At 57.1% G+C, this 15,891-nt stretch carries 13 protein-coding genes; 11 read left to right on the top strand and 2 right to left on the bottom strand.

Annotated features, from left to right (window positions below; genetic code table 11):
* The first annotated feature begins 6 nt into the window (after positions 1 to 6).
* From FJ145_08410 to FJ145_08360, 11 genes are all read left to right on the top strand, one after another.
* Positions 7 to 1,452, top strand: a complete 1,446-nt coding sequence (locus FJ145_08410; GenBank protein MBM4261439.1) for a UbiD family decarboxylase — start codon at positions 7 to 9, stop codon at positions 1,450 to 1,452.
* Entirely contained in the window at positions 1,361 to 2,503 is a 1,143-nt protein-coding gene (locus FJ145_08405; protein MBM4261438.1) for an ABC transporter substrate-binding protein, read from the top strand. The genes FJ145_08410 and FJ145_08405 overlap by 92 nt, the downstream gene beginning before the upstream one ends.
* 39 nt (positions 2,504 to 2,542) lie before the next feature.
* Entirely contained in the window at positions 2,543 to 3,250 is a 708-nt protein-coding gene (locus FJ145_08400) for a hypothetical protein (protein ID MBM4261437.1), read from the top strand.
* Positions 3,251 to 3,364: 114 nt separating this feature from the next.
* Complete coding sequence (locus tag FJ145_08395; GenBank protein ID MBM4261436.1) at positions 3,365 to 4,402, top strand: ABC transporter substrate-binding protein; 1,038 nt, start codon at positions 3,365 to 3,367, stop codon at positions 4,400 to 4,402.
* Positions 4,399 to 5,109 carry an iron-containing redox enzyme family protein gene (locus tag FJ145_08390; protein MBM4261435.1) on the top strand — a complete coding sequence of 237 codons (711 nt, stop codon included), beginning with the start codon at positions 4,399 to 4,401 and terminating at the stop codon, positions 5,107 to 5,109. The genes FJ145_08395 and FJ145_08390 overlap by 4 nt, the downstream gene beginning before the upstream one ends.
* 28 nt (positions 5,110 to 5,137) lie before the next feature.
* Entirely contained in the window at positions 5,138 to 5,836 is a 699-nt protein-coding gene (locus FJ145_08385; GenBank protein ID MBM4261434.1) for a hypothetical protein, read from the top strand.
* 104 nt (positions 5,837 to 5,940) lie between these two features.
* On the top strand, positions 5,941 to 7,515 hold the full coding sequence (ggt, locus tag FJ145_08380) for a gamma-glutamyltransferase (GenBank protein MBM4261433.1): 1,575 nt from the start codon (positions 5,941 to 5,943) through the stop codon (positions 7,513 to 7,515).
* Between the two features lie 21 nt (positions 7,516 to 7,536).
* Entirely contained in the window at positions 7,537 to 8,043 is a 507-nt protein-coding gene (locus FJ145_08375; protein ID MBM4261432.1) for a hypothetical protein, read from the top strand.
* Between the two features lie 80 nt (positions 8,044 to 8,123).
* Complete coding sequence (locus FJ145_08370) at positions 8,124 to 9,089, top strand: ABC transporter substrate-binding protein (protein ID MBM4261431.1); 966 nt, start codon at positions 8,124 to 8,126, stop codon at positions 9,087 to 9,089.
* A 4-nt stretch (positions 9,090 to 9,093) separates the two neighbouring features.
* On the top strand, positions 9,094 to 9,693 hold the full coding sequence (locus tag FJ145_08365) for a thiamine pyrophosphate-binding protein (protein MBM4261430.1): 600 nt from the start codon (positions 9,094 to 9,096) through the stop codon (positions 9,691 to 9,693).
* Between the two features lie 38 nt (positions 9,694 to 9,731).
* Positions 9,732 to 11,042: an MFS transporter gene (locus FJ145_08360; protein MBM4261429.1), complete on the top strand. Its 1,311-nt coding sequence runs from the start codon at positions 9,732 to 9,734 to the stop codon at positions 11,040 to 11,042.
* Here the strand turns inward: FJ145_08360 and FJ145_08355 are convergent.
* Positions 11,036 to 12,178 (bottom strand): hypothetical protein, encoded by a 1,143-nt coding sequence (locus FJ145_08355; protein ID MBM4261428.1) that lies wholly within the window; start codon positions 12,176 to 12,178, stop codon positions 11,036 to 11,038. The genes FJ145_08360 and FJ145_08355 overlap by 7 nt on opposite strands.
* A gap of 46 nt (positions 12,179 to 12,224) precedes the next feature.
* Positions 12,225 to 15,869, bottom strand: a complete 3,645-nt coding sequence (locus tag FJ145_08350; GenBank protein ID MBM4261427.1) for a hypothetical protein — start codon at positions 15,867 to 15,869, stop codon at positions 12,225 to 12,227.
* Positions 15,870 to 15,891 lie beyond the last annotated feature (22 nt).

The following is a 15,891-nucleotide window of genomic DNA, read 5'->3' as shown; positions in this document are numbered from 1 at the left end:
GGAGCTATGCCGAAGAGTTTGCGAAGTTTCTTAGAGGACTGTCAAAGAGAAATTCCCAACGAAGTCGTGCGCATCACGAAGGAGGTCGATCCTGCTCATTACGATGTAACCGCGATCATCAAGCACCTCGGTGCGATGAAGAAATTTCCGATTTTGATCTTCGAAAATCCCTTGAACCTGCATGGCAAAGTCAACGGTCTCAAGATGGTGATGAATTGCGAGATCTCCCAGCGCAAGACCCAGATTGCCTTGGGACTGCCAAAGGAGATGAGTCGTACGGATATGGCCGAGGCTTGTCTGAAGATGGAGGAACGGCGCATTGCCCCGATCATTGTCGATAAAAAATCGGCGCCGGTTAAAGAAGTCGTCAAAGTCGGCGCGGATGTCGATCTCCTCGACCTGCCGGTGATGCGCCATCACGAGATGGACGGCGGGCCTTACATTGTCATGGTCACCGTCACCCGGGACCGCAAATCGGGGATTCACAATTGCTCCTATCACCGCATGGAGATCAAGTCGCGCAACACCACCGGTTGTTCGGCGTCGCCGCGCCACCTGTGGAAGATCTACCGCGACTACGAAGACAATAATCTCGAATGCCCGGTGGCGACGGTTCTCGGTCACCATCCTGCCTTCAACATGGGCGCCTGTTACACCGGCGCCTTCGAAGTCGACGAATATGAAGTGATCGGCGGTTATCTTGGCGAACCTTTGCGGCTCGTACCGTCGGAAACCTGGGGCGACGGCTTACTCGTGCCGGCGGATGCCGAGGTTGTGGTCGAAGGCGCGCTGCTCCCCGGTAAACGCATAGTCGAAGGACCCTTCGGAGAAGCGCCGGGTTATCTGGGGCCGCAGAGCTACATCCGGTCGCCGCACTACGAGGTGCGCGCGATCACGTACCGCAAGGGCGCGATGTGTCAGTCGGTTATCACTCCGGAAGGTGACAAGCCGTGGATGGATCTGCCTAGAGAAGGAGCTTATCTCAGGCGGGTTCGTGAAGCCGTTCCCGGAGTGACGGCGGTCTGTAAGGCTGGTCGCCATGCGCACTACAATGTTTTTATCTCGATGAAAAAGTTGTCGGAGGGAGACGCCGGCCGAGCTGCCGCGGCGGCCTTGACCATCGATCACACAAAAAACGTTTTTGTTTTTGATGAAGACATCGACGTGTTTAACCCAACGGATATTCTCTGGGCCTTGGCAACCCGGGTGCAGCCGCACCTGCAAATTTCGATTACCCAGCCGATTTTTCGCGGCAACACGCTGGACCCGTCGCTGGTCGACTACATCAAGACTTCCTGCATGATCGTCGACGCCACCCGGCCGCTGGACCGGCCGTTCTCACCGGTGTCGAAGTGTCCAGATGAGGCCATGCTGCGGATCAAGTTGGAAAATTACGTGCCCGGTGAAGTTTTGCAGCATATCCCTTTGGACCGGACAACTTATTGGGCATAGGGATGCGAAAGGAACAATTACCGCTCGTGCAGCGTCATGCCACAGAAGGAGGCCCCCCATGCCACGTCGCCGCAAGAATGTTTGGCTCGCTCGATTGTCAGGGTTTCTGGCCTGTTTTTTCGTTACCGATTTTGGCTCGAGCCCGGCACAGGCTGAACGAGTTGTCATCGCTTATCCGAGTCCGTCGACGAGTTTTTTGCCCCTGATTGTCGCGCAAAAAAGGGGCTTTCTTGAGGAGGAAAATTTTCAAGCAGATTTTGTGAGGACGAACATATCTGTGATTATTCACGCGCTCACGGCTGGTAGCGTCGACTATGTGACAACGTCGACCGCGAGCATTTCGGCGAGGATGCAAGGGCTGCCGGTGGTCGTTATCGGTTTTTATGCCGCCAAGCCGATGGATTTCCTGGTCGGCGCAAAGGGCATCAGCTCTGCACGCGAGCTCAAAGGTAAAGTAGTGGGGATCAGCGCCGTGGGAAGCGTGACTCATCTCTTGACTCTACGGCTTTTGGAGGGCATCGGACTGAACCCATCGACGGATGTGACGATCAGGCCCATCGGCGGAGAGGATTTAAGACTCCAGGCGCTGGAAAGCGGTATTGTGCAAGCGGCGCTGCTCGGTTCCCAGGGAGTCATTCAAGGTGAAAGGGCCGGCCTGAAAATGATTGTCGCTGGCGCCGATGTGGTAGAAAGCCTGGCGTTTTCCGGGCTTGCGACTACGGTCAAGAAAGTTAAGGAAAACCCGGAACAAGTTAGGCGCATATTGCGGGGATCGATGAAAGGTCTTCGTTACGTCTTGGAAAACAAGATCGGGACCGTAGACGTGATCGAGAATTGGCTCAAGCTTGACAAGAAAATTGCATCTCTGACCTATGACTTGGCGTTAAAATCTTATAGTCGAAATGGCGAAGTGGATGATCGCGGGGTTCTGCTGACCGCGGACATGATTAACGCCCGGGAGAAGATAGAAAAGAAGCCAAGCGTCAGCGACCTCGTGGATTATACACAACTGCGCGAGGCAAGAAAAAATCTCGCGTGGCCATGGCCGTGAGAGAAGTAGCTGATCCGGTTAGAGGAGGAGAACAACCAAATGGCCGCTAAAAGTTGGGCCGATACTTTCGGCGGCCTGGCGCGGGAAACAATGATTTCACCGGAGTTGGAGCGTTACTTCTCCATACCGATTACTATACCCCGAGCGCAAATAATTTTGCAGCAGCTCTCGCTCTACGTGCGCCACCGGCGCGATTGCTGGGCGTTTGTCTCAGGCAACACGCCGGTCTTGGCAATCAAGCAGAAGATTCTCGCTCATGAGTATGAAGAGATGATCCGCGATCAGCACTCCGAGCATGGCCACCTTGACCTGATCATCCGCCAAGGCAAATGTATCGGTCTCGGCGCTGACGACATTCTAAACGCCAAGCCGCTTCCCACGACCACGGCGACGCTCTACTCCTGGGGCTGGATCTGTAAAAAGAAACACTGGCTCGAAGGCTTGTCGGCGATATCGATGACCGAGTGGAATCAGGATGACAGGCTGCTTGGCGACATCGGCGGCGGCCACGCCTATCGCATGGGCCAGCGCTGGGTCGATCATTTGGGAATTACCTGGGACGATCTGCCCAATTGGAAAGCGCACCGCGAAGCGGACAAAGGACACGTCGATATGTTTTTGCCGGTGTGGGAAGAGCACGGCAAAAGTGAGAATGAGCAATTGATTTTGCAGGCGGCGAAGGAATCCGAGGAGTTGTACCGGGTGTATCAAGCGGGGTTGGCGGATGCGATGTTGGCGGTGGAGTGACGGTTGTCGGGGGTAGTTTGTTGAGCGGCTTGATGAAGCAGCAAAAGACAAATGCATTGCGAGCGGCGTCTTACTTCCTCTCCCTCTGGGAGAGCACTGAGGTAAGGGCACAAGGTGGCTGAGTCGTCGCGCTTCGAATCGCCCTCACCCTTACCCTCTCCCAGAGGGCTAGGGAACTACCGGAGTTTCTTTTCGAGTCGTAGCTGTCTGGTACTGATCACAGCGATCATTTACCCTTGTCTCGTTTACGCCGCCGAACCTCCCCGAGAAAAAATCGCCTTCGCCTACGCCGCCATCAGCCCGAGCATGTCCGGTGTCTGGATGGCGAAAGAAATTGGCGCGTTCGAGCGCCATGGCCTGAACGCCGAGCTGGTCTACATCAGCTCCGGCGCCACGGCGATTCAAGCCTTAGTCGGCGGCAGCGTGCAGGCGGCGCTGGGTGCGAGCAACGCGGTGGTCGCAGCGGCGCTCAAAGGCGCGCCGATGATCGCCGTCGGCAGCAACACCAGCCGGCCCGGCATGCAGCTCTGGGTGCAGCCGGAAATTCAGCGCGCCGACCAGTTGGCGGGCAAAACTTTGGCGATCACGCGCTTCGGTTCCACCAGCGATTTCGTGACGCGATTGATTTTGCGCAAGCTCAATCTCGAAGGCAAAACCGAACTGCGCCAGTTTGGCGGCGTGGTCGAGGCCGATTTAGGTTTTCGAGCGCGACAGGCGGAAGGGCGGGTGTCGTCACAGGCGCCCGGGCCGCAGGCAAAGATGCTCGTGGACGCGGCGGAGTTAGGAATTCCTTTTTCGATGAATTTGCTCACCGTCAGCAACGACTATCTAAAACGCTCGCCGAAATCGGTGGAAGCGATTGTCGCAGCGTATATTGAAGGCATCGCGGCGTTGAAAACTCGCAAGCCGCAGGCGCTCAAACTTCTCGAAAAATACATGGGTGCGCGTGGCGGCAGCGCCGAGGGCCACTACGAATTCGTCACAAGATATCTCGACGCCACACCGCGCGTCGATCCTGCGGCGGTGGACACGGTCTTGGAAATGGTTGGCTCCAAGGGCGCAGCAAAGAGCAATCTGTTCGATAACTCCATCGTCGATCGGCTAGCCCGCGACGGCTTCACCGATAAACTTTACAAGCGAGCAAAGTCATGACCGAAAAACAGTGGCGCGAGTGTCTCGGCGAGCTGGTGCGCGATTATATGCGTTCACCCGAGATGGATTTTTATTTTTCCATCAAGATGAACAAGCCCAGGGCCGCCGTGATGGTCAAACAGCAAAGCCTGTTCGTGCGCCATCGGCGCGAGTGTTGGGCCCATGTATCGGCGGCTTGTCCGGTGATGGGTGTGAAGCAACGCATTCTTGAGCATGAGTACGAAGAAATCATCCGCGACGACTACTCCGACTACGGCCATTTGCATCTGATTATTCGCCAAGGCAAATCGGTGGATTTGGAGCCGGACGATATTCTCAACGCGGAGCCGACGCCGGAAACCCGCGCGGCGCTCTACGCCTGGTCGTGGATGACCAGTGAAATGCCGTGGGTGGAGTCACTCACCGGCATGACGATCACAGAATGGTGCAACGACGATCGTTTGCTCGGCGACCTGGGCGGCGGCCAATCGACACGAATGGCAAAAAAATGGATGGAGGACATGGGCTTTAGCTGGAAGCAGATCCCCAACATGCAGGCGCATAGCCAGGCGGATGAGAAGCACAGCGATATGTTTTTGCCGTTTATCGCGGAACACGTAACCGGCGCCAAAGAAGCAGCGGTCATTCAGGCCGCTAAAGATTCGCTCGCGTTTAACGCCATGTACCGCAAGGGGATCGCCCTGGCGCAGGAAAAAATTCCGTTATAAAGATGGAACGATGATTCGGGAGGTACCAATGAGTCTTTGGCCCAAAGTTCGTGAAGAACTAAATACCATGGTGAACAAACATTTCGAGACGCCGGAGTACAAGCAACTCTTTAGCGTCAAGCTAACCCCGGCGCGCCAGGCGATCTGGGACATGCATTATCCGCACTATATCAAAAGCCGGCGCGATGGTTGGGCGACAGCCGCGTCGTTCGCGCCGCTCGACGTCAAGCGGGCGATCTGGGAGCATGAAAAAGACGAATTAATCTTCGACAAGCGCATGGGGTCGGCCCATCTTACCGACGAACAAATGGCCGTCGCCGCGGCGGAAGCCTCGTTGCTGCCGGGTGTGCGCGCAGCGTTAATGGCCTGGATGTATCTGGCGACCACTCGATCCTGGATCGAAGCGCTGACAGTCAATCACATCACTGAAAGAAAAAACAACCCGGCCATCGTCAAGGGCGGCGGTTTCACGGCGCGCTTCGCGCACAAACGCGTGGCAGACCAAGGCGGAACGATCGAAGGACTCGACATCAACACCAAAGTCCACATGGTCGCCGATGAAGATCACTCGGATATGTTCGAGCCAATTTATGACAAGTACATCGTCGATGAGATAACGGCTCAGGCAGTGATTCGCGCGGCGCAAGATAGTCTTGCCGTCGATCGCGCCTATCGCAGCGCGTTGGCGACGGCCATGGCGCGCATCGAGGAATCGGCGGCGGCGTAATGGAGCGCGCTGCTCGCCGTTCAATGTTCAAGGTTCTGGAACGGTAGGTTCTTCCGTTTGATTTTGTCGGGGCGTAATTCATTGCGCCCTTCTTTTTGATTTCTATGGCTGAAAATTTTTCGGTTATAGCCAAGAACGGCATGGTCGCTTCCAGCCAGCCGCTGGCGACTTTGGCCGGCGTAGACGTTCTAATGGGCGGTGGCAACGCCATCGACGCGGCGATCGCCACGGCGGCGGTGCTCGGTGTGGTCGAGCCTTCTTCGATTGGCATCGGCAGCGATGCGTTTTGTCTTTTCTATTCCGCCAGAGAAAAAAAGATCATAGCGCTCGACGCCAGCGGGCGCTCGCCCTATGCGGCGAACTTGGAGGTCTGCCGTAGAAGTGGCTTCAAGGAGATGCCGCAGCGCGGCATTTATTCCGTCACCGTCCCCGGTGCTGTCCATGGTTGGCAGGCCTTGTTGGATTCGCATGGGTCGATGAAATTGCGTGATGTGTTGCAGGCGGCGATTCGCCACGCGGAAGAAGGATTTCCAGTCGCCGAGTTGACCTCTGAGCAGTGGAAAGAATCGGAAGCGCGGCTGAAACCCGACGAAGGCGGCGCGACCAATTATTTGATCAATGGCCGCGCGCCGAAAGCGGGTGAGCTATTTCGCAACCCGCGCATGGCGGCAACGCTGAAGCGGATCGCCGCTGATGGCGCAGACTATTATTACAAGGGCGATGTCGCCAAGCGGATCGTGCGCCACTCGGAAAAGCTCGGTGGTTTGTTAACGCTTAAAGACTTTGCCGAGCATCGCTCCGACTGGGTCGAACCGATCGACGCCAACTATCGCGGCTTTGAAATCTACCAGATGCCACCCACGACGCAGGGGTTTGTTACGCTGGAGGTGCTCAAGATTCTCGAAGGCTTCGACTTAAGATCGATGGGACCGAACTCCGCGGATGCGCTGCACGCGATGATAGAGGCGAAAAAATTGGCGTTTGCCGATCGCGATCGCCATTTGGCAGACCGCGACTCTATGAAAGTGGCGGTCGCTGATCTATTCGCAAGCAAGCGCGCACAGAAGTTACGCTCGCTCATCGATATGAACAAAGCGGCCGCCGCGTATCCGAATGCGCCAAGTGGAACGGACACCGAGTACATGGCCGTGGCGGACAGCCAAGGTAATCTAGTGTCGTTCATTCAAAGCAACTTCATGGGTTTTGGTTCCTGCGTGGTCGAGCCTGAGACCGCAATCATCCTGCAGAACCGCGGCCATCTGTTTTCCCTCGATGAAAATCATCCCAACTGCATCGCGCCGCACAAGCGCTGCGTGCATACGCTGATGCCCGGACTCATGTTCAAGGACGGCAAGCCTTACGCTGCGCTAGGTCTAAAAGGCGGCCATGTGCAGCCGCAGGTGCAGACGCAGATCATTTCCAATCTCATCGATCACGGCATGACACCGCAACAGGCGATCTCTTCCGCGCGCTTTAACCACATCGAAGCAACGAAAGTCGGCTTGGAACCGGCAGTACCACAGCCCGTGAAAGACGAGCTAACCCGCCGCGGTCACCAGGTCGTCGGCGGCAATCCCGAAAGCTTCGGCGGCGCGCATATGATCATGATCCATCCCGAATCCGGCGCCTTCATCGGCGGTTCCGATCCGCGCAAGGGGGGTTGCGCATTGGGCTTTTAGTTCCTACCCTGCTCAACAACCATGAAGCCTGAATCTGCGGAGAAACTCGTCGCCGCGCTCAAAGCAGCGGCTATCGACTTTGTAACATACTTACCGGAGACACGTTTGAGTGAAATACTTTCTGTGCTCAAGAAGGACAATTCCTTTACACTCGTGCCGGTTGCCAGCGAGGCCGAAGCAGTCGGCATCGCCGCTGGTGCTTCCCTGGGCGGCAAGCAGCCGGCGGTGTACATGGAAGGAACCGGACTCTTCGTCTCATCGTACAACCTGCTCACGCTGGGTGAGCGCTACGGGGTGCCAATGCTGCTGCTGGTCAGCTACATCGGCAGCATGGAGGACCGGCGCAGCACCTTTCTTTATTCTCACTATGGCACGCACATGGTGCCGCAGCTGCAAGCGCTCGGCATCGAGCACGAGATTTTGAGGAATGACGACGAGATTGACACAAAGATCAAGAACGCCGTGCGCATGATGCATGGCTTGAAGCAGCCGGTGGCGCTGTTGTTTACTGGGGAATTCACGGTGTGAAGTATGAAACGCGGAGAACGGAAAGGGGAAATTCGGATACGCGGGAAATTTTTGAGCGAAGGAGCACTATCACTAGTTGCATGAAAACTATCAAACAAATCTGTCTGGCCCTCACCTTAGCCGGGATGCTGCCCGGCTTAGCTTCCGCGCAAAAGATTACCATCGCGGTGTCCAACCCCGACATGTCTTTTCTCAGCGGCGGGGTTGCCAAGTTCAAAGGTTTCTTTAAAGAAGAAGGTCTCGACGCCGAGCTGGTGCAGATTACCGCCAACGTTTCGATCGCGGCGTTGGCCGGCGGGAACATTGACTACAATCTCATTCTCCAATCGGTGGTGACGGCGAATTTGCGCGGCTTGCCGGTCAAAGTCGCTGGGATATTGATCGACCGCCCCAATCACGTGATCATGACCCATCCAAAGATCACCCGCTTTGCCGATCTGAAGGGCCGCAAGATCGCCATCAGTTCATTCGGCTCGGCCACCGACATCCTGGCGCGGCTCACTGTCGAGCATTTCAAGCTGAACCCGAGTAAAGACGTGCAGTTTGTCGCGGCCGGCAGCAGCTCAGGCCGCTTGACGCAACTGGAATCGGGTCTGGTCGATGCGGCGGTGGTTTCGCCGCCCGCCGACCTGCACGCGCAAGCGCGCGGCTTCAAGAGCCTGGTCCGCACCAGCGATGTTTTGCTGTTCCCGGTCAATGGCCTGGGGCTGCATGAGCAGCGGCTGAAAAACAACCGCGGCGAGGTCAAGCGCGTGCTGCGCGCCCTGCTCAAGGCCAACCGTTACATCATCGAAGACAAGAAGGGCGCCATTGATGTTTTGCAGAAGTGGAGCCGCACGTCGCAGAGTACTGCGGAGCAGAGCTACGCTTCCACCGTCGGCAACTTCGCGCGCAACCTGCTCGCGCCCAGAGACGCGCTGGAGAAAGTCATCGAGAGCACCAAGCTCAACATCGACTTGAAGCGCGATGTGCCGCTGAACGACGTCTTCGATCTGAGCCTGGTGCGCGAGATTCTCAAAGAGATGGGCGAGACGCCGAAAGACTAGCGCCATGAACCGCTACGAATGTTTAGAGCAGCTGGCGCCGTTGATCACCGATCAACTGGTCGTCACCTCGCTGAGCGGGCAACGCGTCGAATGGGGCCACCTGTCGAAGCACGACGGCAACCTGCTGCTCGGCTCCATGGGCAACGCCCTCTCGGTCGGACTTGGCCTCGCGCTGGCATTGCCAAAAAGGAAAGTGATCGTGCTCGAATCCGATGGCAGTTTGCTCCTGTCGCTGTTCAATCTGCCCACCGTGGCCAATATGAATCCCGCCAATCTCGCGGTGTTCGTTTTCGACAATCAAGCCTACAGCGGCACCAAGATCAGCGAGCCCACAGCCACCGCAGGTAGAACCGATCTAGCTGGCATGGCAAAGGGCGCAGGCATAGAGCACGCAGTGACAGTGCGCGACGTTGCCGCGTTTAAACATGAAGCCCATGGTGCCGTCCACGAACCAGGCCTGCGTCTTATCGTCGCCAAAGTCGAAGAGAGCCGCGGCCATCGGCAAATCCAGCGCACCAATGTTGATTTGCTTGAAAACAAGTATCAGTTCGTCCGCTACCTCGAACGCAGCGAAGGCAAGCCTATCTTCAAGGGCAGAGGTTAGCAACCTCGCAACGCCCAATCCACCCGCGCAGCGACCGCATGTCCGACGAACCCAACCACCAACCGCCAACCGGTGGACGCCTCGCGGCACTGCAATATCGCGACTTTCGCATCTTCTGGTCGGGCCAACTGATTTCCAACATCGGCACCTGGATGCAGATGACCGGCACGAGCTGGCTGCTCTACCAGCTCACCGGCTCACCGGTTTTGCTCGGTTTAAACGGCATCTTCCGCGCGGTGCCCGCCATCGGCCTCGGCTTAATTAGCGGCACGTTTGCCGATCGCTACGATCGCCGCCGTCTGATGCTTTTGACGCAAGTCCTATTGGGCTTGCTTTCGCTCAGCATCGGCCTGCTCGATCACATCGGCCGCATCCAACCCTGGCACATTTACACGTTCACGTTTCTAAGCGCCGCCGTCGGTTCATTCGATGGGCCGGCGCGTCAAGCCCTGTTCCCAGCACTCGTGCCGCGCTCGGCGCTGCCCAATGCCGTCGCCCTCAATTCACTTTTGTGGAAGGGCTCGGCGCTCATTGGCCCGTCGCTTGGCGGCGTCGCCATCAGCATGATGGGCACCGCCGGCGCCTTTTACGCCAACGCCGCGAGCTACTTGGTGGTCGTCGCAACGCTGCTAACGTTGCGCCTATCGGCCAAACCCAAAGAGTCGCGTCAGCGCGACTTTTTTGCCGAGACCAAAGAGGGCTTTGCGTACATCAAGTCGAAACCAATTATCCTCGGCATCACGGTCATGGAAGGATTCGCTTCAGTCTTCGGCCTGGACCACACGATGCTGACGATCTTTGCCAGCGATATTCTAAAAGTCGGCGCCCACGGCTTCGGCCTGCTGCAATCGGCGCGCGGACTGGGCGCGGTGGTCGGCTCTAGTCTTTATCTCGCCGTCGGCCAAAAGCCCTATCAAGGCAAGATTCTCTTGATCTCGGCAATTCTATACGGATTGTTCTTTGCCCTCTTTGGCGTATCGCCGTCATTTATGCTTTCGCTCATCTTGATGGCCTTTGTCGGCATGACCGACACGGTCTGGGGCGCATCGCGCGGCACGATCATGCAAATGATTACGCCGGACCAATATCGCGGCCGTGTGATGGGCGTGTTTCAACTGAGCAACCGCGGCCTGCACCCGCTCGGCCAGGTCGAATCGGGCTTGTTGATTCCATTGATCGGCGCGCGTGAAACCACCGTTTTTGGCGGCCTGTTTGTCACGCTGGTCACCGTGCTTTGCGCCTGGCGCGTGCCCGGCATCCCAAACTTTCGTTGGGATACGGCAGAGACAACCGTTAACCCTGCAGTCACCACTGCGAGCGCGAAACGCTCAGCCTCATCGCATCACTGAATCAGCTTGTGGCGGACGATTTCCTGCGCGGCGATCTCGATGCCCAAGGCGTTCCAGTGGACATCGTCATGCCAGTAGATGTAGGTATTGCGCGCGTAGAGCTCCCGGGCTTTTTGCTGCAGAAACCCCGTCAGGTTGATAACGGGGATATCGGCCTCCCTCAAAGCCGCTTCGACGCGGTCCAAGTAGTTTCCTTCAGTCCGTCCACGGTGATCGGCGTCCTTCAGTAGCGGCTCATAGACGGTGTATTTGTCCGGCGTCAGAACTGCTACCAAGCGAAGGCGGTGGCTGGCTAATCTCTCCGCTAGCTGCTTAACGCCGTGAACCTGCAAGTCACGGGGCCTGCGATAATCATTCAAATCCGGCGGGTAAAAAAGCATCCTTTCGCCGTTTGTCAAAGTTTTTTTCACAACGTTGTCTTTATAGCTATTGGGGAAAATGACGTCGTTATGGAGCCGTTTATGCGTATGTTGGGAGATAATTTCCAAGGGTGAGACCCTAACGAAGTCACTAAAGTAACTCAAAGCAACTCGCGGCCAAAGGCCGCAAGTATCTAAGGTATTGCCAGAAACATCTTGCTGGGTTGGCAACGGCACGCGCCCCAAATACTGAAACATCACAGTTCCTTCGGTTATTTTCAGTCGCCGCGCCAATGCCACGATGTGATTAGCTTGAACAAACGCAATATCTGGCGCGGCGGCATTGTAGGTGCCGACGTCGAGTTGCCGCTCCAATTGAGCGGTCAAGGTCTGGTGATCGCTGACCCCGCTCCCGACACCCATTGAGTCGCCAAGCAGCAAAATCCGATAAGGTCGATCGTGATTTTTGCTAACCTGATTTTGTCGATAGCCAAAGCTGTCGGTCGTAAATACTTCCCGGCGGTATTGTCTCGCCTCGGGCAGATTGGCCATCGCGGCAAGATCCCCGTAGGTGCTTTCGCGATCGTACGAAGTGTCGCTTCGGAATGGACCACAAAGGCCGCGAAAGCGCAGCATCGCTTCCCAAGCTCGGAAGGAAAAATGATCCAGCGGCAAAAAGCGCAGAGCGACGTCTAATATGAACGCGACCGCGATAATAGCCGGGACAATCCGGCCAATCCTCCAACAACTAGCAAGATTGCGGCCGCGATCCGTCATAAACTACCGGTCGGCACCGGGTCACCTGCGTCGACCGGTTCACTGACTAGGGGAAACTAACCGGCACCGACTTGCCGGTGACGTTCGCCAAGATCGCATCGTTGTCGTAGGCCTGCACTGAAAAGTAGTAAGTTCCCCCAGCGACATTGATAACTGTCGAAGTGGCGGCACCCACGTTAACAACGCTGGTAAGCGCCGCCGGGCTGGATCCATAAAACACTCTGAAGCCGGCAATCGTGGGTTCGAGCAGCCTAAGGTCATCCCAAGAGACTTGCACCTGACCGGTTCCCCCCGACTGCGCGACGACGTTCTCCGGCGCCATCAAAGAGGGTGCCCAGAGGCGGGCCATCTCGGCATGGCCGGCAGGATTGGGGTGCACCGGATTATTGACGTTCACCAAGCTCGGGTGGTTCAGATAAAAGGCATTGAAATCAGGGCCCGCTGTCAGGCCGTTGCCCGCGATGAGATTATTGATGTAAGGCTGCCAATTGGTCTTATTTTGCGGCACCGCCAGGACGATATCGGAACCAGTAGCCCCATAAGTATTCTTCAACACATTGATGATACTTTGCATGGTGTTCTGAAAGGTTGCCGAGCCACCGGGGTCGTTGCTGCCTAGATGGATGAGCCACTTGTTCGGCCGCAGCGCGTTCATGCGGTTTTGCCACTGCGCGCTCAACATGCGCGACAAGTAGTTGCCCGCGTTAATACCTGCCACACCTTCGTTGAGAATGAAGTTAGGAGAGTCAAAAAAAGCTTCGAGCCTATCGTTGAGGGCAATATGGTGGCTTGCTTCCTGCCAGTGATCTCGGTAGGCCCCGCTGGCTATGCCACATTGAGGATAATTGCGCTGATCGATCGAGGCAATCGGCGCCGCCAGCCAGCTCGTATACGGCGCAACGTTGTAGGCAACCCCATCGTACCCCTCGGTGATCGAGTCACCAATTGCAACGTAGATATCGCCAATGCCAAGTTGCGTCAGGAAATCGCGGTTCAAAGCACCCGCGACAACGTTCTGCGTTGAATCGACAATATAGGCATCGACTCGATATTCACCCTTGGCCAAACCGGCGAAAGTCGCGCGGTATGGTGACGCCATGGCAAACTGAACGACCTCTCCGGCGCTGTTTTCGTTCAGTACAAATTTTACTCCGCCGCCGTTCGGCAGCGTTCCCGAGATGGCAGTCACCGAAAGTGAATTGCTCGTTTGAATATAGGGAATTGAAAATGCCGTGTTGCATTCTTGTCGTGCGATGCTGAGTGTCGCCACGTTGGGAGCAGCTAGGACATTGCGTGCCGGAGCGACAATCACGATATTCGTCGCTTGTGGGGTGACCAGCATCTGGTTGCTAGTCGACAGGCGAGTGTAGCCACTGTTGGCGAACAAACGCCACCCATAAAGGCCGTTGGCTAGATTTCCGGGTAAGACGGCAACACAGGCGCCGGAAGGGATGGCGCTACTGCCGGCGTTCTGGCTACAGCTCACAAACATCCAGCTAAGATAATTCGCGTCCGGCGCTCCGACCGCATAAAGCCCCATCCAATCTCGGTGGCTCGGACTGACGATACCGCTCCAACTGACCATGACCGAGCTCCCGGAGGACGCGATGCCAGGGCTCACCGTAAGGCTCGGGGCCGGCGGCACGTCGTTGTCGACGATCGTCACAGCGGCGCTTCCCGGTGCACCCACGGTGTAGGCAGAACTAGACGTCAAGGTGATGATGACCGTCTCGTTGCCTTCGACGAGGTTATCTTCGCGAGGCACCACGGTAATTGGCACCGAGACCGCACCGATCGGAATAATGACGCTTCCCGATAGGCCGTCGTAGTCGCCGCCGTTGGTGGCGGTTCCGCCGATTGTATAACTCACGGTTAGTGCTGCTGCCGTGCTACCAGTGCGGCTCACCGTAAACACGCCGGTATCCGAAGGCGTTCCTTCGGTGGTGGTGCCGTCGCTCGCAGTGATCGAGACTACGGGCAACGCAATAACGTTGAACGCATTGCTGGTCGCGAGCAGCGTATTGCTGTTGTTGGCAAACAGCCGCAGTTGGTAGCTTCCGAGGGATGCCGAACTCGGCACCGTCATGGGACACGAGCCTGCTGCCATGGGGTTGCCGGCACTCTGGGTGCAGCTCACGTAAATCCATGCGAGATAACCGCCACCCGCGGTGGAATAGAGGCCAATCCAGTCGCGCGACGTCGGGCTAATAATGCCGCTCCAGGTCGCCGTCACAACGCCTCCCTGGCCCACACTGCCGGGGCTGGCAGCGATGCTCGGGCCCACAGGAACATCGTTGTCGACTATGGTGACGGTAGCCGCTGTTTGCACGCCGAGGGTATAGACGTTGGCCTTCGGGCTCAGCGTGATGGCGACGGTTTCATTGGGCTCCACCAAGTTGTCATCGATGGGTGTCACGGTGATCACCGCCGTGAGCGAAGTCGCTGGTATGGTAATACTCGTGTTCGCGCCGGTGCCAAGCGTATAATCGGTATCTTTGAACGCGGTTCCGGAGATCGCGAAATCGACGGTTAGGGGCTGCGCGGTGCTCCCCGTCCGCGTCACCGTAAAAGCCCCGGTGTCGGTAGCTGGCGTGCCTTCGGTCGCAATGGCGTCTGTCGCGGTTATCGTTACTACGGGCAAAGGCGGATCATCGTCGACGATGGTCACAGTGCCGGCGGCAGGCGTGCCTAAGGCATAGGACGCGTCGCTCGCCAAACTGATAACAACCGTTTCGTCGCCTTCGGAGCTGCTATCGTTGAGTGGTATGACCTCAATATCGGCGTAAGCCGATCCAGCGGGGATCGTGATACTGGTCGGCAGCGCCACGTAGTCGATGCCATTCGTAGCGCTGCCGCCGCGGCTGTAGAACACGGTCACGGCCGCTGTGGTTGAGCCAGTGCGATTGACCCTAATGACGCCCTTCACGCCGGGTGCAGCGTTTTCCGCGACACTCGGGGTCGGGACACCGATGCTCACCGTCGGCCCGGTGTTCGGACTCACCGTGAAGGAATTGCTGACTGCCAATCGCCCATAACTATTGCTGGCAAATAAGCGTAGTTCGTACGATCCGTTGGCGACGGAACTAGGGACGGTCACAGGACACGACCCGGAGCCAGCCGCGCTGCCGGCGCTGCGCGTGCAATTCACATAGAGCCAGTTTAAATAAGCGGTATCAGCCTCACCGACTGCGTACAACGCGATCCAATCGGCACCCGTCGGCGTTGCGATCCCATTCCAGGTCGCCATCACAGCGGCCCCGGGAGCGACCACTGCAGGGTTCGCGGTCAACGATGCCCCAGGGACTGTCATTGGGTTGCTGGTCGCTAGGCGATTATAACTGCCGGCGCCAAACAGCCGCAGCTCGTAGTTCCCCTGGGCCAACGGGCTCGGCAATGCAAAGGGGCAGAAACCGCTGGCGGCCGCACTACCCGCTGTGCGCGAGCAACTAACATAAACCCAATGCAAATAACTCGAGTCCGGAGCACCAAGCGTATGAAGTCCGATCCAATCAGTGCTGACGGGGGTCGCAATGGCGTTCCAGTTTGCGGTCACAGTAGCACCGCCTGTGACGGTCGTGGGACTAACCGTCAACGTAGCGGCTTCAGCGTGGGCTGCGCAGGCCACGAATGCAAGAATCACAGCTGCTAGTTTCAATGTAGATTTCGTTCGAACAATCATGCCAATCACCAACGGCGACACTCCTGTAGAAAGA

The organism is Deltaproteobacteria bacterium, from assembly GCA_016874755.1.
Lineage (GTDB): Bacteria > Desulfobacterota > Binatia > UBA9968 > UBA9968 > DP-20.
This window is presented reverse-complemented; position numbering and strand designations above follow the sequence as displayed.

Excerpts from the sequence above, each read along its gene's own strand:
- ggt (MBM4261433.1), top strand. The coding sequence starts at position 5,941 with ATGGCTGAAAATTTTTCGGTTATAGCCAAGAACGGCATGGTCGCTTCC.
- FJ145_08360 (MBM4261429.1), top strand. The coding sequence starts at position 9,732 with ATGTCCGACGAACCCAACCACCAACCGCCAACCGGTGGACGCCTCGCG.
- FJ145_08390 (MBM4261435.1), top strand. The coding sequence starts at position 4,399 with ATGACCGAAAAACAGTGGCGCGAGTGTCTCGGCGAGCTGGTGCGCGAT.
- FJ145_08365 (MBM4261430.1), top strand. The coding sequence starts at position 9,094 with ATGAACCGCTACGAATGTTTAGAGCAGCTGGCGCCGTTGATCACCGAT.
- FJ145_08385 (MBM4261434.1), top strand. The coding sequence starts at position 5,138 with ATGAGTCTTTGGCCCAAAGTTCGTGAAGAACTAAATACCATGGTGAAC.
- FJ145_08410 (MBM4261439.1), top strand. The coding sequence starts at position 7 with ATGCCGAAGAGTTTGCGAAGTTTCTTAGAGGACTGTCAAAGAGAAATT.
- FJ145_08375 (MBM4261432.1), top strand. The coding sequence starts at position 7,537 with ATGAAGCCTGAATCTGCGGAGAAACTCGTCGCCGCGCTCAAAGCAGCG.
- FJ145_08400 (MBM4261437.1), top strand. The coding sequence starts at position 2,543 with ATGGCCGCTAAAAGTTGGGCCGATACTTTCGGCGGCCTGGCGCGGGAA.
- FJ145_08370 (MBM4261431.1), top strand. The coding sequence starts at position 8,124 with ATGAAAACTATCAAACAAATCTGTCTGGCCCTCACCTTAGCCGGGATG.
- FJ145_08355 (MBM4261428.1), bottom strand. The coding sequence starts at position 12,178 with ATGACGGATCGCGGCCGCAATCTTGCTAGTTGTTGGAGGATTGGCCGG.
- FJ145_08405 (MBM4261438.1), top strand. The coding sequence starts at position 1,361 with ATGAGGCCATGCTGCGGATCAAGTTGGAAAATTACGTGCCCGGTGAAG.